A 22,087-nucleotide genomic window follows, 5' to 3' on the forward strand; every position below is an offset into this window, starting at 1 on the left:
GGTCGCCCGACCACGCAGTTGCACTCGTTGATCGTTCCCTGATGCGGGAACGATCACACGGCTTGATCAGGCATCAAGCACATCCCGATAAAAACGCCATTCCTTCTCCAGAGCATCTGCCAGGTTACTCGCCTTGCGGAATCCATGATGCTCGTCTGCGTAGAAGTGCGCTTCCGTCTTGATACCGTTGTCTTGCAGGGCTTTGAGCATGGCCCGGGTCTGTTCGGGCACTACCACGGCATCCAGCTCGCCTTGAAAGAAAATCACCGGCACCTTAATGCGGTCTGCGTGCAATAGCGGCGTTCGATCCTGATAGCGCTCGATGTCCTTGTCCGGGTCGCCGATCAGCCAGTCCAGATAATCGCCTTCGAATTTATGCGTGGCCCTGGCCAGCGCCACCGGGTCGCTGACGCCATACAGACTGGCCCCTGCACGAAACACATCCTTGAAGGCCAATGCACAAAGCGTGGTGTAACCGCCTGCGCTGCCGCCGCGAATGAAGGCCTGCCCTTGGTCAATCAGGCCACGCTCCGCCAGATGCGTGACAACCGCACATGCGTCTTCCACGTCCGCCACGCCCCATGTCAGGTGCAGGCCTTGCCGGTAGACCCGACCGTAGCCGCTGCTGCCGCGATAATTGAGGTCTGCCACGGCGAAGCCGCGGTGTGTCCAGTATTGAATGCGCGGGTCCAGCACCGGGTAGCAGGCAGAGGTCGGGCCGCCGTGGATGAACACCACCAGTGGCGGCTTTTGCGCGCCGGTCATGGCCGGGTAGAAATAGCCGTAGGCCTCGGCCCCACCGCTGGGATAACGCATCGGCTGCGGGCGGCTGATCAGTTCGGGCGGCAGCGGCGAGCCTCCCCCTGCAAGCACCTGAACACCGGCTTCGTGACGAGAAATAGCCAGTACGGCGGATGTGCTCACCGCGGATGCCGCGATGCAATACACGAACTCTTCGTCAATGGCGAGGCTGCGAAAGCGGCTGTAGCCTGCGCTGAAATCCTCGACGTTGCCGTCAGCCTGACAAAGCCGCAGAACACTGGAGCCGTCTTCGATCCAGCTCGCCAGATAGCCATCGTTGATCGGCAACCAGGTACAGCTGCCCAGTTGCCAAGATGCGGAAGCGTGATCGGCCGGGCTGGCGGGAAGCGGCGCAAACCCGGAAGGCGATTCGCCCCACGGCTGCCAGAAACCTGCACGATCAGTCAGGCAATACAGACGCCCGTGTGCATCGAAGCGCGGTTGTTGCAGAGACTCTTGCGCACCATTGCCTGCAATGCATTGCGCAGTGGCCCAACTGCCGTCGTCCTGTTTCGTCGCACACATCAAGCGAGTGCTGGTCCACGGCTGATGCGGGCGCTGCCATTCAATCCAGGCCAGGCGTCTGCCGTTGGCACTGACAATCGGCGATGAGTAGAAATCAGCGCCTTCGGCCAGCAATCGGCGCTGCCCGTCAGCCAGATCGATAGCGACCAGCCGATGCGTATTGTGGTCTTCTTCAACGGTGAGAATCTGACCACCGCTGAAGAACAGGCCTCCATAACGCTTGTCGCCCTTCGTCAGCGCAACCGGCGTGCTGGTGTCCAGCGCCTGGCGGTACAATTGCTGGTCGCGCTCATTGACGAACACCAGCGCGTCGTCGGCCAGACAGAACGAACCACCACCGTATTCATACACCCGGCTGCGAACGCTGAAGCCTTGTGGCGTCAGGCAGCGTTTGCTGTTCGCGTACCAGTGCCAGATACGACAGGCGCCGTCTTCGGGGCGGTATTCGTTCCAGAACAGGCCTGCGGAACTGACGTCCAGTTCGGCGAAGTCGACGCCTGCGGCAACCGCTTGTGCGGCGCTCAGACGTTCAGGAGGATTTTGCGATGAGTCGTGAGTTTCGGTCATTGCGAAAGGCCAGCTCTTCAATGGTTTGAGTAGCGGTTTCGGACTCGTCACGAGCCTGAATGATGATCCCGTGGTGGTAGGACTTGCTGCACACCGGGTCGGCATTGGCGGCGTCGCCGGTCAGCATGAAGGCCTGGCAGCGACAACCACCGAAGTCTTTTTCCTTCTCGTCACACGAACGGCACGGCTCGGGCATCCAGTCGTAACCGCGAAAGCGATTGAAGCCAAACGAGTCATACCAGATGTGCTGCATGCTGTGGTCGCGCACATTGGGGAACTGGATCGGCATCTGTCGCGCGCCGTGGCAGGGCAGTGCGGTGCCATCCGGCGTCACGGTCAGGAAGATATTCCCCCAGCCGTTCATGCACGCTTTGGGACGCTCTTCGTAATAATCAGGGGTAACGAAAATCAGCTTGCACGGATGATTCTCCGCCTCCAGAAGGGCGCGGTATTCGTTGGTAACGGCTTCGGCACGGACCAGTTGATCCTTGGTCGGCAGCAGGCCGAGGCGATTCAGGTGCGCCCAGCCATAGAACTGACAGGTGGCCAGTTCGACGAAGTCGGCTTCAAGCGCCAGACACAGCTCGATGATCTTGTCGATGCGGTCGATGTTGTGCCGATGGGTGACGAAATTCAGCACCATCGGATAACCGTGCTTTTTCACCGCGCGGGCCATTTCCAGCTTTTGCGCGAAGGCTTTTTTCGAACCGGCGAGCATGTTGTTGACCTGCTCGTCGCTGGCCTGGAAGCTGATCTGGATGTGGTCCAGCCCGGCCTCTTTGAAGGCGATGATCTTCTCTTCTGTCAGGCCGATGCCCGAGGTGATCAGGTTGGTGTAGAAGCCCAGACGCCGCGCCTCGGCGATCAGTTCGGCCAGGTCCTGGCGCACCAGCGGCTCGCCGCCGGAAAAGCCGATTTGCGCCGCACCCATCTCCCGCGCTTCCTGCATGACCTTGAACCACTGCTCGGTGGTCAGTTCCTGGCCCTGCTTGGCGAAGTCCAGCGGGTTGGAACAATACGGGCATTGCAACGGGCAGCGATAGGTCAGCTCGGCGAGCAGCCACAGTGGCAGCCCGACCTCGGGATTGGGCGGTATGTAGGGTGTATGGGTAACGGGGGCAATGTCAGACAAGATCGATCCAGTTTTTCTTTTTGGCGCCTTCCATGAATTCGTCGACGTCCATGCCAAGTTCGGGAACATTGGGGAACTGCTGATGAAGCTCATGGATGATGGCGGCGATCGTGCGTTTTCCATCAATCAGCCCGCCAATCAGGGCCGCGCTCTCGTTAAGTTTGATCATGCCTTCAGGGTAGAGCACCACATGGGCTTTTTGCGCAGGCTCGTACTGAAAGCGATAGCCCTGATGCCATGTGGGGGTCAACTCCCGGAACTTCGGATCGTGCTTCATAGCGTAATCCCCTTATGCCAGACCTTTTGGTCTGTAACGCTGTGATACGGCGGGCGGTTCAACTCATAGGCCATGGACATCGCATCGAGCATGCTCCACAGGATATCGAGCTTGAACTGCAGGATTTCCAGCATGCGCTGCTGGCCTTCATAGGTAGTGTAGTGCTGTAACGTGATGGCGAGGCCGTGTTCCACGTCGCGTCTGGCCTGGCCCAGGCGAGTGCGGAAATACTCGTAGCCTGCCGGGTCGATCCACGGGTAATGCTGCGGCCAGCTGTCCAGGCGCGACTGGTGGATCTGCGGCGCGAACAGTTCGGTCAGCGAGCTGCTGGCCGCTTCCTGCCAGTTGGCGCGGCGGGCGAAATTTACGTAAGCGTCAACGGCAAAACGCACCCCCGGCAGCACCAGTTCCTGAGAGAGCAGCTGGTCCGGATCCAGCCCCACGGCCTGACCGAGGCGCAGCCAGGCTTCGATGCCGCCGTCTTCGCCGGGCGCGCCGTCATGGTCAAGCAAGCGCTGAATCCACTCGCGACGAATTTCGCGATCCGGGCAATTGGCCAGGATTGCCGCGTCCTTGAGCGGAATGTTCACCTGATAGTAGAAACGGTTGGCGACCCAGCCCTGAATCTGCTCGCGGGTCGCGCGGCCCTCGTACATCGCCACATGGAACGGGTGATAGATGTGGTAATAGGCGCCCTTGGCGCGCAAGGCCTGTTCGAATTCGGCGGGGGACAGCGCAGTCGATTCGCTCATGTCAGCTCCTAAAGCTCGATGCTCATGCCATCGAAGGCCACTTCGACGTTGCGACGAACCAGCTCCGCGCGTTCCGGGGAGTCTTCGTCGAGAATCGGGTTGGTGTTGTTGATGTGGATAAGCACCTTGCGCTGCTCGGGGAAGCCTTCAAGCACTTCCAGCATGCCGCCGGGGCCGTTTTGCGCCAGATGGCCCATTTCCCTGCCAGTTCGCGTGCCGACGCCACGGCGCTGCATTTCGTCGTCATCCCACATTGTGCCATCGACCAGCAGGCAGTCGGCATCACGCATTTTCTCGGCCAGTGCTTCATCGACCTTGCCCAGGCCTGGCGCGTAGAACAGCTTGCCGCCGGTGCGGGTGTCTTCGACCAGCAGGCCGATGTTGTCGCCCGGATGCGGGTCGAAACGGTGCGGCGAATACGGTGGCGCGGCGCTACGCAGCGGGAAGGGCGTGAAACGCAGGTTCGGGCAGGCGGGGATCACGAAGCTGCCTTGCAGCTCGATACGGTTCCAGTTCAGGCCGCCGTTCCAGTGCTTGAGCATTTCGAACAGCGGAAAGCCGGTGCTCAGGTCTTCATGGACCATGTCGGTACACCAGACCTGGTGCGGGCAGCCTTCGCGCAGGCTGAGCAAACCGGTGGTGTGGTCGATCTGGCTGTCCATCAGCACAATGGCGCTGATGCCGGTGTCGCGCAATGCGCGCCCCGGCTGCATCGGCGCAAAGCCCTGCAGTTGCGCACGGATATCCGGTGAGGCGTTGCACAGCACCCAGTTTATGCCGTCGTCGGACAGCGCAATTGACGACTGGGTGCGCGCGTGGGCACGCAGGCTGCCGTCGCGAAAACCTGCGCAATTGACGCAGTTGCAGTTCCACTGGGGGAATCCACCGCCAGCAGCAGAACCTAGAATCTGGATGTACATGACAGCTCCTGGCACACGTTCTGAAATAAAAAACAGCCACAACCATAAAAAAAGCCCCGGCGAACCGAGGCTTCACAGCGCACTGAAATCAACGGCTTGCGAAGTACATGGTGACTTCAAAACCGATACGCAGATCAGTGTAAGCAGGTTTAGTCCACGACATAAAAATCTCCTCGGATAAGTGCTGCGGTTGGTGACTACATCTTAGTGCATCGCTGAAGGCATACGTTCAGATAGTTAGGGAGCTATGTTACTCAATTTAACAATTGCGCAGGACTGGAATCTGCAGGAAAGACCATTACCGTTCAGGTAAGGATAGCGGGATGGCCGCGCTGGCAGGGCGATTGGCCACGATCAGCCAGCCGCCAGTGGCATTGATCAGTTGCTCCGCAGCAGTGAGTAACGAGTGTGTATCCAGATTTGACAGAGCGCTTTGCAACGCCTGCGAGTGGCTACCCTGATGCCCGGCAAGATGGGCTTGCCACTGCATGTCCGCCTGCTGCTGGTCCGGCATGCTCGACGGCTCGAATTGGGACGAAAGGGCTTTTATCTGCTCAGGCACATCTGCGTCGTGAATCCGCTCGGGCAATCTGCCTATGAACGCCTCAATGTGCTGAAAAAGCTGCCCCGCGGCGCAGGAGGGCGATTGAACGCCAAACAGTAGCCCGGTTCTTCCGTTGATCTGCCTGATGCCACTGAACACGGCGTAACCCAATTGCAGCTCGACCCGCAGCCGTTGGTAGAAGGGCGCTTGTGATACGTGTGCGAGCAGCCGCCAGGCAGCTTCATCTTCAATGGAGGCCGTAGGGGCCGGGCAAAACACCAGCACTGCGTCTTCCGACGAGGACGACGCTTCAGTCGCCCAGCGTTTGCCTGTTCGAGTGGCTGGCAGCGTTGGCGAGTCTGTTTGCCGAACGCCCGGTGCTGCATTCAATGTGGCATCTATCAGGGGCTGGCTGGCAGCACAGAAGCCACTGGCTAAGCTGATCCAGCGCGCAGCCGCCCATACGCTCGGCAGATCGCCAACCGTCACCTGCGGCTCGCTACTCAGGTAATGATCGGCAAGCTGTTTGAGCAACTGACGAATCGGAATCAGCTCAGGCTCGTCGCCTGCCAGCGATACAGGCTCAGGGTGCTGCAAGTGATGCAGAGCGTGTTCGATAACCGCAACCATTGGCTCGCGCAGGCCGTTCAGTTGAAGCTGCCAATAAGGCCCATAAGCACTGAATGTCAGGGTTACACCGGCCTGACGTGCGTCTTCGATCAATGGCTTGAGCCCTGCATCGAGCATCCGCCAGAGGGCTGGCTGCCGTGAGGGCAGCTCCCAGCGTAGATAAAACGCGGCTTCATCGCTGTTGTTGAGTGCCGTACCGAGAAACGGGTTCGGCGCTGGCAAACGCCAATTGACCTGCTCAATGCTGTGGGTATCGGCGAGTGCGGAACTGACCAGCGCGTCGGGCGTGAACTGTACAAGCAGCGCGCGCAATGCCTCTTTGCCTTGCTCGCTTAACTGCGCAGGCGTCTCGCGGCAGTAATGATGTGCCAGCGCCAACGCCCCGAGCATGTGCAGGCGGCGCTGTTCTAGGCGTTGGTATTGCTCGACCAGCAACGGCCAGCGAGCCTTGAAAAAATCGAGCCAGCTGAAAAACAGGTTGTTGAGGGTGAGAGTGTTCGCAAGGGCATCTTTCAATTCGATATCAATCAAGAGCTGCCCGCCGAACTGATACAGCGGTGCGGCTTTCATGGAGCGGGCAAAGCCCCTGTCGACCAGCTCGGCAATCAGTCCGCCCGGCTGAGCGGCATTAAGCCAGTGACAGAAGAACGCTACCGCTTCGTCAGACTTTTCCGGCAAGTCCTCAAAGGCAAACAGCAGGTGGTTTTGCTCGTCAGCCTTTGGTCGACTGACAATCAGCGGTGGAGGCGGTTGCTGTATGACCTTCACACCGCTGGCGAACATTGCGCCATGATTGATGGCCAGCGTTTCCAGCTCGGCCATTGGTAGTGGCCCGCTCAGGCACAGGGTCATCTGCCCGGCCTGATAGAAGCCTCGGTAAAAGTCTTTCAACGCTTGCTGAAAAGCCGGGTTGGGCACTGACAGGCTATAGCGATTGCCAGCATGAAAGCCGCGCAGTGGATGCTGTGGATTGATCGGTGCCAGCCGGCGCGCCTGATCGCTTGCTGCGCTATCGCCGACCCAGGCGATGAACTCGGCGTGCAGCACTTCGCGTTCGCGCAGTTGATCGGTCATGCTCATGCGCGGCCGGGCAAGCATGTCGCACAGTCGCTCCAGCCCTTGGGCAAAGACCGCCTGCGGCAGCTCAAAAAAGAAGTCGGTGGTGCGTTCGCGTGTGCTGGCATTGACCTGACCTCCATGGCGCTGCACGAACGTCATCAGGTTCTCGCTGGCAGGGAAACGCTCGGTGCCGAGGAACAACAGATGCTCCAGAAAATGCGCCAGCCCCGGCCAGGCCCGCGGCGCATCATGGCTGCCCGCCGCTACGCGCAATGAAGCCGCGCAGCGCTTGAGGCGCGGTTCATGACACAGCACCACATTCAGGCCGTTGGCCAGCGTGAGGCGTAGAGTGTCAGCGGAGTGTGCGGCGGGCATGAGGGGCGTCCGGAAAGCTTTGCAAGGCGAAGCGTCATGCTAGCGGATTAGCTGACCCATTCGCGAGCCTGCTTCTCAAACCTCCAAAATAGAGGACGCAGAGCGTCCAGAACGGCATGCCAACGCGGAGCATTGGCACGATAAGCGACGAGAATTACGATAAGCAAACGCGCTATTTCCAGAGGCGTGCCGGTCTCTTCAGGGTCAAGTCAGCGACGCATAAAGCCCCGGCCGACGATCAACGAAATAGTCGTTCACCGTCCTGGCCTGGGCCAGCAATGCCTTGTCCAGCGTCCCCACCAGCAAACCTTCGTCCTGACCTGCCAGCACCGGGCGGCTGCCGTCCGGTGCGCAGAGGCTGCTGAGCCCGCAGTAACGAATCTCGCCTTCGCTGCCGCAATAGTTGGCGTACACCACGTAGCAGTGGTTCTCGAACGCCCGAGCCCGTACGGTCACTTCACAGACAAAGTCGTAAGGCAGCATGTTCGCGGTCGGGACCAGTATCAACTCGGCCCCTGCCAGCGCGAGCCGACGGGTGTTTTCAGGGAACTCCACGTCGTAGCAAATCAGCATGCCCAGACGCCAGCCATTCAATTCGACCACCGGGTAATGATCCTCGCCTGCTGCGAACATCGACCTGTCCAGCTCACTGAACAGATGGGTCTTGCGGTAGTTGCACAGACGTGTGCCCTGGCTGTCGATCAACTGCACGGCGTTGTAGATCTGCTGGTCAGGCCCGCGCTCCGGGTAGCCGTACAGAATCGCAATGCTGCTGGCTTGCGCGATGGCGGCAATACGTGTCGCCGCCGGACCGTCCTGCGCTTGCGCCAGTTCACTGACCACCTGTGCTCCGATGTTGTAGCCAGTCAGGAACATTTCCGGGCAGATCAGCAGCTGGGCCCCTTGCTCTGCGGCAACCTGGGCCTGGTGTTCCAGACGCGTCAGGTTGCCGCTGACATCCAGCGGCAACGGCGAGCATTGATACAGCGCAATGCGCATGGGGGTTTCCTTCTGTCAGTCGCCCAGTGCAATCGGGCCGATTTCATGGAACACATCACCTGGGCCTGGGTTCTCTGCGTGAGTCTTGCCACCGAAGTGGTTCATGATGCCCCACACGGCGTTGAGCGAAGTTTGCACTGCGCCTTCAACCCAGGCCGGTGTCCAGGATACATCGTCACCGGCGATGAACATGCCGCGCTGTTCGCTGGGCATGTCTTGCTGCATGAAGTGCGCATACATGCGCTGGTTATAGCGGTAATGCCCCGGCAGCGCACCCTTGAAGGCGCCCAGAAAGTGCGGGTCGGCCTCCCAGGAAACGGTGATCGGGTCGCCGATGATGCGCGCTGCAATGTCCACTTTCGGATAGATCTTCTTCAGCGCATCAAGCGCCAGCTTCACACGCTTCTCGATAGGCTGCGGCAGCATCTTCAGCGCATCGCTCATCCACGAGTAAGACAGGCAGATCACGCCCGGCTTATCGTCGCCGTTATCGAACAGGTACGTGCCACGGGTCAGGCGGTCGGTGAGGGTCATGCTCATCAGGTCGCGGCCGGTTTCCGGGTCCTTGTCTTTCCAGAACGGACGGTCGACCATCACGAAAGTCTTCGAGGATTGCATGTAGCGTGTGCGGTCCAGGGCCATCCACATTTTTTGCGAGAACAACGATTCTTCGCACTCGATCTGCGTGGTCAGCAGCCAGCTCTGGCAGGTGGTCAGCACGGCGGCGTATTGCCGGGTGTCGCCCCAGTTGTCAGTCACGGAAAAGCTTCCGTTCTCGGCGCGGGCAATGCGTTTTACGCCAGGACGCGGTGCGCCGCAGTGCAGCGACGACAGGCTGGTGCCCTTGGGCCAGTGCGCGCAACGCTCGGGCACATGGCTCCACAAACCGACCGGCACCTGCTGCACGCCGCCCACAATCAGATGCTGGTGCTCATCGCAATTGGTCATCACCACGCGGAAGATTTCCAGCATCGAGTTGGGGAAATCCGAGTCCCAGCCGCCGGTGCCGAAGCCCACCTGACCAAACACCTCGCGATGATAGAAAGACAGTTTGGCGAAGGCCTTGGACGTCGCGACGAAATCGTAGAAGGTGCGGTCGTCCCACAGCGGCACCAGCTTGTTCCACAGCTCTTTGAGGCGCGGCACATCACGGTCACGGATAGCCTGCTGGATTTCACCGAACTGCGAGCCGCTTTCCAGTGCGTCGGCCCAGGCGTCGGCCACTTCCTGAAACAGCGCCGGCAGATCCGAGAGCATTTGTGCGTAATAGGTGGTGCCTTCCAGGTCGACGACGGTGCTGCCTGAAGCGGCGGTCAGCGGGTTGGGAAAGGGCCTGGACTCAAGGCCCAGTTTGTCGACGTAATGAAAGAATGCGGTCGATGACACCGGAAAGCGCATGCCGCCCAGTTCGGCAACGATGCCTTTGGCACCCTCAAACTCTTGCGAACGCAACCGTCCACCCATTTTGGAAGCTTCGTACACCACTGGCTTGAGGCCCATCTTCATCAGCTCGTATGCCGCCACCAGCCCGGCGATACCGGCACCGATAATCGCCACTTCCGCGCCATGATTTTCAGCCGGAATACTGCCCAGACCTTTCGGGTGTTCGATCCAGTCATCGAAGGCGAAGGGGAAGTCGGGGCCGAACATGGTGATCGGCTTTTTGCCGTTGGCAGGGTGACGGTTGTTCTTCATGACGGACCTTGATGGGCAACGGCGAAAAACAACAGTCTAGAGAAGGGTGAGCACGTAAATAAGACGCAAAGTGTCGTCGTTATGCTGTTTATTTGTGCGAAGTGACGAAAATTTTGGTCATTTTGTATGGTTTCGTCTAGCTACGGTTTGCTTATCCCGGTTGCCCGCGGTCGATCTTGCTGCTGAGGATAATCGATGTGGTGGTTTTTTCCACGCCATCCACGCTGCCGATCAGGTCCAGCAACTGGTCCAGTTGCTCCGGAGAATCCGTGCGCAGCCACGCGACATAATCGAACTCGCCACTGACCGCACATAACTGCTGCACCTGCGCCATGGCACTGAGGCGCCGCAACACTTCCTTGCCCGAACGGGGTTGCACGGTGATGCCGACATACGCCTGCAATCCGCCACTGACCACTCGCTGACCGAGGCGCACGCCATAGCCGGTAATCACCTTGCTGCTTTCCAGGCGTGCCAGCCGGGAGGTAACGGTGGTGCGGGCGATGCCCAGTTGACGGGCGAGCATGGCGACGCTTTCGCGTGCATTGATTTGCAGCGCTGCGATCAACTGGCGATCAATTTCGTCCAGCACGGGCGGGCGGGTATCGGGCACGGGTATTTCCTTAAAACTTCCAGCGTTTGGCGGTCTTGGCCAGGCGTGCCTGGAGCCCGTCCAGGTTCTGTGCCAATTGCTGAGTCATCAAGTGATAGCCCATCAACTCGGCTGGAATGATCGGATGCGCGGGAGCGCTTTCCGATGTGCGCACCAGACGCTCGGTTGCGCCGGTTTGCAGCGCGCGGGCCATGCCGATCAACTGACGACGGATTTGCCGGTAATCGCCATCCAGCGAAGTCTTCAACGACTCGCCCGCGACTTTATCCAGATCGGCGGGGCGAATATTGGCAAGAATTTCCAGGGTGCTCAGGCACATGCGGAAATGGCCTTGAATGGCGTCCAGTTCGACCATGGACATCTTCACTTCCTTGGAAACCGACGGCAGCAGCGAGCGCAATTGCAGCATCGTGGCGTTGAGCCTGGCGGTCAGCTTGAGATGCTCGTCAGCGGTGACCGGCTGGCCTTGCACAATACGTCCATAGACCTTGGCGCAGTCACGCAAGCCGCTGGCCAGGTTGTAGCGCCAGGAAAACACGGCATACAGCGGCAGGGCGAAGGAGAAGGCCAGCGCCAGCGCGATACCGATCAAAATATCTACGGTGCGCCACAACCCGTCACTGATCGGGTTGTAGCCATGACCGGCCACGATAAACAGCGTTATCGCCGACAGCAGCGCCGTGTAACCGCCTTTGCCGATAGCGTGATAAGCAAAAAAACCGCACAGCACTGACATCATTGCGTAGGTCAGCAAGGGCATTTCCAGATAGCCCTGCTGGACCACCACGATCAGGCCAAGACCAGCCCCGATCAACGTTCCGTAGGCGCGCTCGACTGACTTTTTGCCGATGTTGCCGTGGTGCTGCAAACCGCCGATGACGATCAGCATCGTCACCGACGCCCACTCGCCATGAGGCAGATTGAGGCCTGTGGTCAACAGAATCGTTACCAGCAAGCCCACCGCAATCCGCGCCGCGTGGATAAGCCGCGCATGCCGATAACGGCGATACGGGTCCAGCAGCGGACGCAGAACAGGGCGAAGCCAGGAGGGTATGAAAGCAGAGCGCGAATTCGTCATGCGTTAAGAGACCGCGAGGGTAGGGAAGAGATTCCCTGATTGGATGATGGCAGGTCTCAGTAAGCCACATTTTGAGAGGAGATGGGTGGGGTATGTTGGCGATCAGTGAACATGACATCGTGGATTCAAGCGGTAGGAACGACGCCCTGAATGCAGCAAGGATGACATCCGGCACTTTTTAAGATGCATTTATATGAGGCTTTATGGTCATTAATGTGTACTTTCGTGATCTATTATCTACAGGTTTAAGCCTGCAAACGTGCTACTTTGTGATTCTTTGAATTCCCGCGCCTGCTCGCTGGTAACTGCTCATGAAAGCTTTTTTCCCTGTTCAATGCACCGACACGCTGTTGCGGATTGCCCTGCTGGTAAAGCAGGCCCGGCTACAACAGGGCGTCCGCCAGGTAGATCTTGCCGAGCGGCTGGGCATTTCGCTGCGTACATTTCGACGCATCGAAGCGGGCAGTGCAGACGGCGTATCGCTGCGCGACTTCATGCTGGTGGTCTGGGGGCTGGGTGTGTCAGAGCGCTTGTTTCAGGGGCTGCGAGACGACGAGTCGTTTAGCGTCGAACAGCTTGAAGCCGCGGACCGTAAGCGTGTTCGCCTGCCCAGAAGCAAGCCGGAGGACTTCTGATGGCTCAGGCCTACATCTATATGGAGTGTCCTGTCAGCGGACAGACGCTTACGCTGGGCAAATTGACGATCCAGTCCGGTGTCGGGACGTTTCAGTATTCACCTGATGCAGTGCAGGAGAACATCTGGGTGCCGGACCCCGTCAGGTATCCGTTGTCTGCGCGGGCCTATTCCGTGCCGAAAAATGGCGGTGTGCCGGGCTTTATCGATGACGCTATGCCCGATGGCTGGGGGGAGCGGTTGTTGCATCGGGTTGAAAAAGGCCCATTGGACCCGATACAGCTTTTGCTCAAATCTCCCAACAGCGACAGGGCGGGCAACATCATGGCCGGACTGGCTCGCACTGCACAGGACGGACTGGGCCAGACGCCCCCCAAAGCCCTGCATGCCAAGGGGCTTGATCATTTCATCGATGCCTGTGAAGCGATCTACGACAGCCAGCTTAGTGGTGAGCAATTGGAGGCGCTGAAAGTCAGGGATCAGCGATCCTCCGCTGGCGGCGCTCGTCCAAAGCGAACGTATCTGGGTGACAGAAAACTGATTCTGGCCAAGCCTCGCGATAAGTTCGATCATTATGACCTGCCCTCTGTGGAGCATGCCTGCATGACGTTCGCAGGGCTTAAAGGGCTTCAGGCGGCCAACACCTCTTTGTATCGCGGCGAGAGAATCAATACGCTTCTGGTCGAGCGCTTCGACCGCGTCTTTGATGAGCCGACCGGGCGCTTTCGCCGGCTGCCGATGCTCAGCGGTTTGACCTTGCTGGACGCCGAGTGGAAGGCCCCGACACACCCGGACTGGCAATATGCAGCACTTGCAGATGAATTGTATCGCCGTGGTGCGCCAGACCAGGACCGACAGGAACTGTACCGACGCATTGCTTATAACGTACTGGTCGGTAACGCCGACGATCATCCTCGTAACCATGCCGTCATCTGGAAAGAAGGCGTCTGGAGGTTATCGCCGCTGTACGACGTACTGCCAATTCTGGACGAAGGGCCTGCTCAGGCACTCGCCATGTCAGTCGGTATCGAAGGGCCACGTCTTAACCGTGGCAATCTGCTCAGCCAGCACGCCCACTTTGCCCTGAACAAGGAAGAAGCCGAGGCAGCTCTTGATGAAGTGGCAGGCTGGGAAGCCGAGCTGCATGACTATTACAGTCAATTTCTGGCCGGTGCAGAGCTCGATGCTGCGGTCGATGCGACCAGTGCAGCGCGTTTGAAGCGCTAGTATATCCAGAGATGTTCGGACATTGGATATGCCTTTGCGGCGAGCCGAATACGGGTTTAATCGGCTCATAAGGTGAGCCGATTGTGCTGGCTATTCGGCTCATCGTCCAGACAAGGTTTCGGGCCGAAAAAATTCAACTACCTTTCGTCCTCCTTCATAGTGGTTCACTTGCTGGCGCAATGGAACCGTATCAGCCTTCCCGACACTTATGACGGCACAGCATCGCTCCTTGTGGGCAATCTGATGAGATCCCGGGCGCAATGGCCCAGTCATCACTAATGGCCAAGCGGAGTTTATCTTCCATGAAAAAAAGTATTTCCCTGCTCACGACGTTGTTTTTCTGCCATGGCGCATTGGCAGGAACGATGCTCGATGAACAGAGCATTACTTCGTACGTCGACAGTCACAGTGTCGAGCAGGTCGCGTTGCTTGAAAAACTGGTGAACATCAACAGTGGCACGGACAACGTAGACGGTGTCGTCAAGGTTGGGGATTTGATGAAGGCAGAGTTGGAAGCGCTGGGCTTCGATACCCGTTGGCACGAGCTGCCGGCAGGGATGAACCATGCGGGTAGCCTTGTCGCGGTGCATGACGGTAACAAGTCTGCGAAACGAATCCTGCTGATAGGCCATCTGGACACAGTGTTTCCGGCCACCAGCAAGTTTCAGGAGTATTCGTTGATAGATGGCGGCAAAAAAGCCAAAGGCCCCGGAGTGATCGACGATAAGGGCGGCCTGGTCACCATTCTTTACGCCTTGCAGGCGCTGAAGCACAGCGGCGCATTGCAGGACATGAATATCTCTGTGGTCCTGGTTGGTGACGAAGAGCTGGCGGCCAGGCCGACTGAAATTTCCAGAGAATGGCTGATTGCCGAAGCCAAAAGAAGTGATATAGCACTGGGCTTTGAATTCGCCTTGTCGCCCAACCAGTTGATCACCGAGCGCAGAGGGCTGAGCGAATGGTTTCTGACCAGTACCGGCATAGACAAGCACTCAGCGACTATTTTTCAGCCTGAAACCGGTTTCGGTGCGGTGTACGAGTCGGCCCGGGTGCTTGATGAAATTCGCTCCAAACTCTCCGGTGAGCAAGGCTTGACCATTAACCCAGGGCTCATTCTGGGTGGCGCCACAGCCCAGGAAGATGTGTCCAGCGGACAAGGCACTGCCTCGGGGAGAAAAACCACAATTGCCAGAATAGCGTCCGTGCACGGCGACCTGCGGTTCAGCAGCGAAGAACAGCGAAGCTCTGCCGAAGCCCGACTGCAGGAAATAGCCAGTCACTCGCTGGCACAGACCCATAGCGAGTTGAAGATCAAGGCAATCATGCCAGTCATGGCTGATCGCGAAAGTAATCGCAAACTTCTGCAAGCCTACAGCAAGGTCAGCCAGGACCTTGATGGACCTGCACTGGAATCGGCTCCGTCAGCGGAAAGAGGTGGTGCCGATATTTCCTATGTGAACAAATATGTAACGGCGAGCCTGGACGGTCTTGGCGCGTGGGGGCAGGGTGCCCACAGCGAGAATGAAACCATCGATCTGAGTTCGCTGCCCGTGGTGACCAAACGCGCCGCGCTGTTCATCAGCCGCTATGGCAAATAGCTGTTCTTCAGTCAGGCGCTGAGCCCTGCCTGGCTTGAAGAGCACAAGGACGGCTGCAGCACTTGATGCGTGTTGCCGTCCTTACCTGCAGTGTTGAGCGGCCAAGGAGAAAAGCCCAATGGAATTTGAACTGCGGTTGTCGCATGACAACGATCTGGAGCAGTTGCAGCGTCTCTCTGTGCGGGCTCGTCAGCGGTATACGATCATTCCCTCTTTGGCTCATGTCGCCGAAAGCCCACCGCTGGGCGCAGACAGATTCGAAGCCTGCCGGGTCATGGTTGCTGTCGACAGGCATAGCGATGAAGTCATCGGTTTCGTAGCCATGCGCCTACTGGATGATGACTTATACCTGGACAATATCTCGGTCGAACCTCTTGCTTCAGGCAAGGGCGTTGGAAAAAGCCTGCTGTCGTCTGTCGTGGCATACGCGCATTTGCGTCGGCTTGATGCGGTAAGCCTGACAACATTTTGCGAACCGCCCTGGAATGGCCCATGGTTTCGGCAGCATGGGTTCTGTCCGATGCCGACGGATTGTATTGGCGATGGGTTACGGCGCGTCATGAAGCGTCAGTCGCAGATTTTCGATCCTGCGACGCGTGAGACCCTGTGGCGTCTGCTTTAACCCGCGCCAAGTCATGGATGTAATCCACTTTAGCGAACTGCGCTTTCCTCATCGATCTGCAAGGTCGATACATAAATGCCTTGTTGGCTATCCGCCACCTTCGTTTTGTTGTTCAAGATTCATACAGCCAGTCTTTGCCATATTCGCCTTGCCAGCCTGCTCTTTCACCACGGTGAGAGCTGCAGCGCTCCAGCCAAAATGTATCAAAACAGAAATATCGTGGACACCTTGTCACCACAAAAGGCACGCCACTCGCTGATGGACCGGCTCTGACCCCATAACCAGAAATCTCAGGCATCTCCTTCAGACGAGCGAATATTTGCTGCCATGAATAACCTGAACCTGCTGCAGACCTGCCAGAACGAACAATCGACGGACGTGATTTACGGTCCGATTCAACCTGAACTGCTACGCGAGGAAGTGCTGGCCGATCTGCTGGAAGCCAGCGCCCGGCGCAGTCCGCAGCAAGTGGCACTGATCTTCGGCGAGCACCGGATCAGTTATGGGGAACTGGACCGGCAGGCTGATCAGGTAGCTTCTGCGCTGATCAAGGCTGGCGTAAGGCCTGGGCACATCGTTGGTCTGTGGTTGCCGCGAGGCATTGAGCTTCTGGTGATGCAGGCCGGTATCGCCAAGGCGGGTGCCGCTTGGTTGCCTCTGGATCAGGACACGCCGGTTGAGCGTCTGCAGATATGCCTGGACGATGCCAGCGCAGTGGGTCTGGTGTCCTGTAATGCGCTGAGCTCGTTGCTGGCTGGTAGCGGTCTGAACGTATGGATGGCCGAAGCGCTGCTGACACCGACCGACGCAGCGTTGGTGCGCCGCAGTGGTGTGCTTCCCGATCATCCCGCGTACGTGATCTACACCTCCGGTTCCACCGGCAAGCCCAAGGGCATCCTGATTTCCCAGCGCAGCATCTGCCATTTCCTGCGCAGTGAAAACGCGATACTCGGTATCCGCTCCAGCGACCGGGTTTATCAGGGCTTTTCCGTGGCATTCGACATGTCATTCGAGGAAATCTGGATTGCCTATCTGGTGGGCGCAACGCTGTGGATAGGCCCGAAGGAAACCAGCGGAGACCCCGAAACCCTGCCGCGTCTGCTGAACGAGCAGCGCATCAGCGTTTTGCACGCGGTGCCTACCTTGCTGTCGCTGTTCAGTGAGGATGTTCCCAGCCTGCGGGTGATCAATCTGGGCGGCGAGATGTGCCCTGAATCGCTAGTCGACCGCTGGGCCACGCCGAACCGGCAAATGTTCAACACCTACGGCCCCACCGAAGCCACAGTGTCGGCGAGCCTGGCGCGGTTGTCGCGTGGTCGCCCGGTCTCGATTGGTACGCCGCTACCCAACTATGGCCTGTTGGTAATCGCCAATGACCCAGCGGTCGGCAGCAGTCTGGCACCCAGCCTCCTGCCCCGTGGCGAAGTCGGCGAACTGTGCATCATCGGCCCCGGTCTGGCTGAAGGTTATCTGGGCAGACCGGAGCTGACCCAGGAAAAATTCCTGCCTAACCCGTGGTCCACCGGCTATCACGATGCGCGCCTGTACCGGACCGGCGACCTCGCGCGGATCGACGATGAAGGGCAAGTACAATGCCTGGGACGAGCCGATGATCAGGTAAAAATTCGTGGCTTTCGCGTCGAACTGGGCGAGATTGAAGCGCTGTTGGCGCAACAACCCGGCGTAGGTACCGTTGCCGTCCTGTTGCGCAACGAGGGTGGCGTTGATCAACTGATTGCTTATCTGGTTTGCGACACATCGACGCACTCCACATTCACCAGTCAGTTGCGCAAGGTCTTGCAGGCCCGGTTGCCGTCTTACATGGTGCCGGGGCATTTCGAGCTGCTCGACAGCATGCCGCGCCTCACGTCAGGAAAAATCGACCGCAAAACACTCAAGGCCCGCCCGTTGACGGTTGATGCCGCGGGTGCTGACGCAGAGTCCGACGTGGCTGAAACTGAAGGCGAAATCGCACTGTTTGCTGCGTTGGCCACACTCTTTCCTGGCATGCCGATCCGCCGCGATGCGGACTTTTTCACCGATCTGGGCGGGCATTCCTTCTTTGCAGCACGTTTGGCCTCGGCCTTGCGGGCGAACCCTCGCTTTGCACAAATCACCGTGCGCGACATTTACCAGCAGCGCCGTATCAGTGCGATTGCCGAAGTGCTGGATCAAGCGCCACAAGAAATGGCTGCCCCGGTCGACTGGACGCCTCCGTCTGCGTGGCGTCGCTGGCGCTGCGGCGTGGCTCAGGCCCTGGCATTGCCGGTAATGGTCAGCCTGCGAATGACCCAGTGGCTCGCGCCGTTCTTTACCTACCACTTGCTTACCGGCTCGCCTGACGACTCTGTGGCTCTGGCGACTCTGGCTTCTATCTCGGTGTTTCTGATTGCCACCGTTCTGCAGTTTTTCATCGCATGGGCGGCCAAATGGCTGATCGTTGGTCGCCTGAAGCCTGGAATATATCCATTGTGGGGCGTCACTTATTTTCGCTGGTGGGCCGCCGACCGTATGGTCGAGTCGGCACCGACTTACCTGTTGAGTGGTTCTTCGCTTTATCCCCTGTGGCTGCGCGCCCTGGGAGCAAAGATCGGTGAGGAAGTGATTATCGGCGGGGCCACAGTACGGGCCCACGACCTGCTGGAAATCGGTGACGGGGTCAGCGTCGGCAACGGCGTGAGCTTCGAGAACGCACGCGTCGAGCGGGGCCAGCTGCATCTGGGAAGTATCGCCTTGCAGGACAATGCCTGTGTGGGTTCCTACGTGATCATGGAGGGCAATACGGCTATCGGTCCGTGGGGGCATCTTGAAGCGCAATCGGCCATTGCTGACGGCAGGGAAGTTCCGGCGGGGCGTATCTGGCAGGGCTCGCCTGCGCGTGATGTCGGCGCGTTCGACACGCTCAGTCAGCCTGCGCGGCCCGTGGCAAGTCGTGCGCGCTTGCGTGCAGAAAAACTGTTCTTTGCCCTCGGCATTCTGTCGGTTGCCACGCTGTTCTTCATTCCGGTCTTCCCGACTTTTTTCCTGATCGACTGGTTCGATACCCGGCACGTGCTGCCGTGGTTTGAGGGCAGCGGGGCGGCGGGGCAACTGGCTCGCTATTTCATACTCGCGTTTCCGGCCAGTGCGGTGCTGATCGTTGCGACTGTTCTGGCGTCTGCGGCATTGCGCTGGATCGTCTTTCCACGTCTCAAGCCGGGTCGCTACGCGGTACACAGCAATACTTACTGCGCCAAGTGGCTGATCAGCCAGATTCAAGAGGCCAGCCTCAATGTGCTTTCCGGCATCTATGCCACGGTGTACTCGCCCTTCTGGTATCGACTGTTGGGTGCGAAAGTAGGGCGAGACGCCGAGATTTCCAGCGCCCAGGGCGTCATTCCGGACATGCTGACCCTGGGCGATGAAACCTTTATCGCCGATGCGGTGATGCTGGGCGATGAGCGTATCGATGGCGGCTGGATGACCATGCAACCCACAGTCGTATCCAATCGCAGCTTTGTTGGCAACGGCGGTTACATTCCAGATGGCACGGTGCTGCCGGAAAACGTCCTGATCGGCGTCCACTCCTGTGTACCGCATAACAGCAAGATGGCCGATGGCGATACCTGGCTGGGCTCACCACCGATCCACCTGCCAGCCCGCGAGCAGGTAAGAGGTGCTCCTGAATCGCTGACCTTCAAGCCTTCGGCATTGCGTCGTCTGGCCCGAGGTCTGGTCGAAGGTGTACGCATCGTCACCCCGCACGCGGTGGTGATTGCGGTTGGCTATACGGTGATGCTTGACCTGATGCCACTCGCCGACCAAGCGCGCTGGGGTGCTGTGCTGGCGTACCTTGCCGTAATCGGCCTGGCTTACAGCGTGGGTAACTTTCTGTTGATCGCAGCCTTGAAGCGGCTGGTCATGGGGCGCTATCGCAAACGCGCTGACCCTATGTGGACGCCATTCGTATGGCTCTCGGAAGGCATCACGAGCCTCTATGAAGGCATGGCCGCACCAAACTTCATGCGCTACCTGCGTGGTACTCCGTGGCTGCCGCTGGCCTTCAACCTGCTCGGCTGCAAGATTGGCCGAGGGGTTTACATGGACACAACCGACATCACCGAATTCGACTGCGTCAGCATCGGCGCAGACAGCGAACTGAATGCCGGTGCCTGCCCGCAAACACACTTGTTTGAAGACCGGGTCATGAAAATCGACCACGTCATCATCGGCGAGCGCGTGTACATGGGGCCACGCAGCGCCGTGGTCGGCAACGATGCACACCTTGGCCCACTGACCCTGGTGATGAAAGGCGAACACATCCCCGCGAGCAGTCGCTGGGCCGGCTGCCCGGCGGCACCTGACAAAGCATGAGGCCTGGAGCGAGCTGGACATTTGATGAAAATGGCCAGCTTGCCCCTCCCAGGCTATTCCCGCACCAAGGTGTATTGCTGGTCAGTTGCGTCACCAGGCCTGGCTCTGCAAGAGATGACGCGAGAAACCGCATTCGGACCTGCGCGCGTATAGCCGTGGAGCAGTGGCTCGAATTGCCCCCGGACGCGATCACGTTCATCAGCACTCCAGGTGTTGCGCCGCGATTGATGATCGACGGCCTGCCGGAGCCCGGTTTTTCCATCAGCCACGAAGCTGGATTTTCTCTGGCTGCGATCAATCTCAACGGAGCGGTGGGCGTGGACTTGATGCAGGTCTAGCCTGTACCGGACTGGCAGGTTGTTGCGCAGGATTATCTCGGGCCAGATGTGGGTGCGCGACTGCGGGATGTTTGCGAGGCGACACGCTCGGTCGCGTTTGCCAGGGCCTGGTGTGAGCGAGAAGCTTTTTTGAAACTGCATGGGCGTGAGTTGGGGGAATGGATAGAGGTGGGGCAGCTGGAGGGCGTGGGCATCGAGGTTGAATTGGGGACGAACATGGTTGGGGTAGTGGCTTTGGAATGGCCTGTGTGTAGCTCTGAGCCGTCAGGTCTTGGCGAGCAGATTCGGCAGCGCCGCCTCAATCGAGGGCTTACGCAAACCAGATGCGGAGCAGGGCATGATCAGCCTGATTCTACGTACGGGCATGACCCTTTTCCTGATCGCAATGAGTTCATTGAATGGTGCTGATTGTAGTGGTCAACTAAATCCGATCACTCAGTTGTCAGCGACGGAACCACCTTAGAGACGCTGGCTCAAGCGCACAAACCAGCGGATCCTGATGCAACTGCAGGCAACTGAGCAAGGCAAAGGCTTCTTTAGGACGTGTACTCGTTCCGCAATACGATCCTGTTTTTTACTTCGTCCGGCTTGGTATTGCCCGACATCACCCCATAACTATCCCTGTCTCCATGAACCGCAAGGACAGACCATGACCAACCCAACCGAAACCGCCATCCTTGCCGGCGGCTGCTTCTGGGGCATGCAAGATTTGTTGCGACGCTACCCCGGCGTGCTGCATACGCGAGTCGGCTACACCGGTGGCGAAGTACCGAACGCCACCTACCGCAATCACGGCAACCATGCCGAAGCGATTGAGATCGTGTTTGACCCGGCGGTGATCAGCTACCGGCAGATTCTTGAGTTCTTTTTCCAGATCCATGACCCGAGCACGCCTAACCGGCAGGGCAATGATCTTGGGCCGAGCTATCGTTCGGCGATTTACTACCTGAGCGAACAGCAACGGGATATTGCCGAAGATACCGCGGCTGACGTGGACGCCTCCAAGCTATGGCCGGGGCGTGTGGTGACGCAAATCGAGCCCGCCAGCGAGTTCTGGGAAGCGGAGCCGGAGCATCAGGATTATCTGGAGCGGATACCGAACGGGTATACCTGCCACTTCATCCGGCCGAACTGGAAGTTGCCCAAGCGGGCTTGAACCTGAATCTCACCGGGAAGGCCGCGATAGGGGGGAGCGCAAAAGCTGACCTGTATCTGAGATATACCATCCTGAAACGCGAAAGCCGCGCAATGCGCGGCTTTGAGTATGGTGGGCCCACACGGACTCGAACCGTGGACCAAAGGATTATGAGTCCTCTGCTCTAACCAACTGAGCTATGGGCCCTCAGTA

General features: G+C 58.8%; 17 protein-coding genes, 1 tRNA gene and 1 pseudogene. 7 read left to right on the plus strand and 12 right to left on the minus strand.

Annotated elements, in window-relative coordinates:
- Window positions 1-66: 66 nt before the first annotated feature.
- The 11 genes from RGM3321_RS09115 to RGM3321_RS09165 form a co-directional block, all read right to left on the minus strand.
- On the minus strand, window positions 67-1,893 hold the full coding sequence (locus RGM3321_RS09115; RefSeq protein WP_244392742.1) for a S9 family peptidase: 1,827 nt from the start codon (window positions 1,891-1,893) through the stop codon (window positions 67-69).
- Window positions 1,856-3,025: a pyrroloquinoline quinone biosynthesis protein PqqE gene (gene pqqE, locus RGM3321_RS09120; protein ID WP_244392744.1), complete on the minus strand. Its 1,170-nt coding sequence runs from the start codon at window positions 3,023-3,025 to the stop codon at window positions 1,856-1,858. The genes RGM3321_RS09115 and pqqE overlap by 38 nt, the downstream gene beginning before the upstream one ends.
- A complete protein-coding gene (gene pqqD, locus RGM3321_RS09125; protein WP_244392746.1) occupies window positions 3,018-3,302 on the minus strand; it encodes a pyrroloquinoline quinone biosynthesis peptide chaperone PqqD in 285 nt (94 codons plus the stop codon). The genes pqqE and pqqD overlap by 8 nt, the downstream gene beginning before the upstream one ends.
- Complete coding sequence (gene pqqC, locus RGM3321_RS09130) at window positions 3,299-4,054, minus strand: pyrroloquinoline-quinone synthase PqqC (protein ID WP_244392748.1); 756 nt, start codon at window positions 4,052-4,054, stop codon at window positions 3,299-3,301. Before pqqC ends, pqqD begins: the two co-directional genes overlap by 4 nt.
- An 8-nt stretch (window positions 4,055-4,062) precedes the next feature.
- On the minus strand, window positions 4,063-4,974 hold the full coding sequence (pqqB, locus tag RGM3321_RS09135) for a pyrroloquinoline quinone biosynthesis protein PqqB (RefSeq protein ID WP_058401010.1): 912 nt from the start codon (window positions 4,972-4,974) through the stop codon (window positions 4,063-4,065).
- Between the two features lie 88 nt (window positions 4,975-5,062).
- Window positions 5,063-5,137 (minus strand): pyrroloquinoline quinone precursor peptide PqqA, encoded by a 75-nt coding sequence (gene pqqA / locus RGM3321_RS09140; RefSeq protein ID WP_003422658.1) that lies wholly within the window; start codon window positions 5,135-5,137, stop codon window positions 5,063-5,065.
- Between the two features lie 135 nt (window positions 5,138-5,272).
- The gene (gene pqqF, locus RGM3321_RS09145; protein WP_244392749.1) at window positions 5,273-7,582 is read right to left on the minus strand and encodes a pyrroloquinoline quinone biosynthesis protein PqqF; all 2,310 of its coding nucleotides are present in this window, start codon (window positions 7,580-7,582) and stop codon (window positions 5,273-5,275) included.
- Window positions 7,583-7,786: 204 nt separating this feature from the next.
- A complete protein-coding gene (locus RGM3321_RS09150) occupies window positions 7,787-8,581 on the minus strand; it encodes a carbon-nitrogen hydrolase family protein (protein WP_244392750.1) in 795 nt (264 codons plus the stop codon).
- Between the two features lie 15 nt (window positions 8,582-8,596).
- Complete coding sequence (locus tag RGM3321_RS09155; protein WP_244392754.1) at window positions 8,597-10,276, minus strand: NAD(P)/FAD-dependent oxidoreductase; 1,680 nt, start codon at window positions 10,274-10,276, stop codon at window positions 8,597-8,599.
- Window positions 10,277-10,427: 151 nt separating this feature from the next.
- Complete coding sequence (locus RGM3321_RS09160) at window positions 10,428-10,889, minus strand: Lrp/AsnC family transcriptional regulator (RefSeq protein WP_244392755.1); 462 nt, start codon at window positions 10,887-10,889, stop codon at window positions 10,428-10,430.
- A 10-nt stretch (window positions 10,890-10,899) separates the two neighbouring features.
- On the minus strand, window positions 10,900-11,967 hold the full coding sequence (locus RGM3321_RS09165) for an FUSC family protein (protein ID WP_244392758.1): 1,068 nt from the start codon (window positions 11,965-11,967) through the stop codon (window positions 10,900-10,902).
- Between the two features lie 311 nt (window positions 11,968-12,278).
- Between RGM3321_RS09165 and RGM3321_RS09170 the strand changes: the two genes are divergently transcribed.
- From RGM3321_RS09170 to msrA, 7 genes and pseudogenes are all read left to right on the plus strand, one after another.
- The gene (locus tag RGM3321_RS09170; protein WP_193601240.1) at window positions 12,279-12,602 is read left to right on the plus strand and encodes a helix-turn-helix transcriptional regulator; all 324 of its coding nucleotides are present in this window, start codon (window positions 12,279-12,281) and stop codon (window positions 12,600-12,602) included.
- On the plus strand, window positions 12,602-13,828 hold the full coding sequence (locus RGM3321_RS09175) for a type II toxin-antitoxin system HipA family toxin (RefSeq protein ID WP_244392760.1): 1,227 nt from the start codon (window positions 12,602-12,604) through the stop codon (window positions 13,826-13,828). Before RGM3321_RS09170 ends, RGM3321_RS09175 begins: the two co-directional genes overlap by 1 nt.
- Before the next feature lie 302 nt (window positions 13,829-14,130).
- A complete protein-coding gene (locus RGM3321_RS09180) occupies window positions 14,131-15,426 on the plus strand; it encodes a M20 family metallopeptidase (protein WP_244392762.1) in 1,296 nt (431 codons plus the stop codon).
- A gap of 118 nt (window positions 15,427-15,544) precedes the next feature.
- Window positions 15,545-16,048, plus strand: a complete 504-nt coding sequence (locus RGM3321_RS09185) for a GNAT family N-acetyltransferase (RefSeq protein WP_244392764.1) — start codon at window positions 15,545-15,547, stop codon at window positions 16,046-16,048.
- A 327-nt stretch (window positions 16,049-16,375) separates the two neighbouring features.
- Window positions 16,376-20,401 carry a Pls/PosA family non-ribosomal peptide synthetase gene (locus RGM3321_RS09190; RefSeq protein WP_244392765.1) on the plus strand — a complete coding sequence of 1,342 codons (4,026 nt, stop codon included), beginning with the start codon at window positions 16,376-16,378 and terminating at the stop codon, window positions 20,399-20,401.
- Window positions 20,398-20,985 (plus strand): annotated as a pseudogene (locus RGM3321_RS09195) (4'-phosphopantetheinyl transferase superfamily protein); the annotation flags it as partial. The gene RGM3321_RS09190 and the pseudogene RGM3321_RS09195, both read left to right, overlap by 4 nt.
- A 403-nt stretch (window positions 20,986-21,388) precedes the next feature.
- Window positions 21,389-21,895 (plus strand): peptide-methionine (S)-S-oxide reductase MsrA, encoded by a 507-nt coding sequence (gene msrA / locus RGM3321_RS09200; RefSeq protein ID WP_099266135.1) that lies wholly within the window; start codon window positions 21,389-21,391, stop codon window positions 21,893-21,895.
- A gap of 109 nt (window positions 21,896-22,004) precedes the next feature.
- Here msrA and RGM3321_RS09205 read toward each other — a convergent pair.
- A tRNA-Ile gene (locus RGM3321_RS09205) sits at window positions 22,005-22,081 on the minus strand.
- Window positions 22,082-22,087: the final 6 nt, after the last annotated feature.

Origin of the sequence: Pseudomonas sp. RGM 3321 (genome assembly GCF_022836805.1) — a bacterium.
In the GTDB taxonomy this organism is placed as follows: Bacteria; Pseudomonadota; Gammaproteobacteria; order Pseudomonadales; family Pseudomonadaceae; genus Aquipseudomonas.

Excerpts from the sequence above, each read along its gene's own strand:
- RGM3321_RS09115 (WP_244392742.1), bottom strand. The coding sequence starts at position 1,893 with ATGACCGAAACTCACGACTCATCGCAAAATCCTCCTGAACGTCTGAGC.
- pqqD (WP_244392746.1), bottom strand. The coding sequence starts at position 3,302 with ATGAAGCACGATCCGAAGTTCCGGGAGTTGACCCCCACATGGCATCAG.
- pqqC (WP_244392748.1), bottom strand. The coding sequence starts at position 4,054 with ATGAGCGAATCGACTGCGCTGTCCCCCGCCGAATTCGAACAGGCCTTG.
- pqqB (WP_058401010.1), bottom strand. The coding sequence starts at position 4,974 with ATGTACATCCAGATTCTAGGTTCTGCTGCTGGCGGTGGATTCCCCCAG.
- pqqF (WP_244392749.1), bottom strand. The coding sequence starts at position 7,582 with ATGCCCGCCGCACACTCCGCTGACACTCTACGCCTCACGCTGGCCAAC.
- RGM3321_RS09150 (WP_244392750.1), bottom strand. The coding sequence starts at position 8,581 with ATGCGCATTGCGCTGTATCAATGCTCGCCGTTGCCGCTGGATGTCAGC.
- RGM3321_RS09155 (WP_244392754.1), bottom strand. The coding sequence starts at position 10,276 with ATGAAGAACAACCGTCACCCTGCCAACGGCAAAAAGCCGATCACCATG.
- RGM3321_RS09165 (WP_244392758.1), bottom strand. The coding sequence starts at position 11,967 with ATGACGAATTCGCGCTCTGCTTTCATACCCTCCTGGCTTCGCCCTGTT.
- RGM3321_RS09170 (WP_193601240.1), top strand. The coding sequence starts at position 12,279 with ATGAAAGCTTTTTTCCCTGTTCAATGCACCGACACGCTGTTGCGGATT.
- RGM3321_RS09175 (WP_244392760.1), top strand. The coding sequence starts at position 12,602 with ATGGCTCAGGCCTACATCTATATGGAGTGTCCTGTCAGCGGACAGACG.
- RGM3321_RS09180 (WP_244392762.1), top strand. The coding sequence starts at position 14,131 with ATGAAAAAAAGTATTTCCCTGCTCACGACGTTGTTTTTCTGCCATGGC.
- RGM3321_RS09185 (WP_244392764.1), top strand. The coding sequence starts at position 15,545 with ATGGAATTTGAACTGCGGTTGTCGCATGACAACGATCTGGAGCAGTTG.
- RGM3321_RS09190 (WP_244392765.1), top strand. The coding sequence starts at position 16,376 with ATGAATAACCTGAACCTGCTGCAGACCTGCCAGAACGAACAATCGACG.
- msrA (WP_099266135.1), top strand. The coding sequence starts at position 21,389 with ATGACCAACCCAACCGAAACCGCCATCCTTGCCGGCGGCTGCTTCTGG.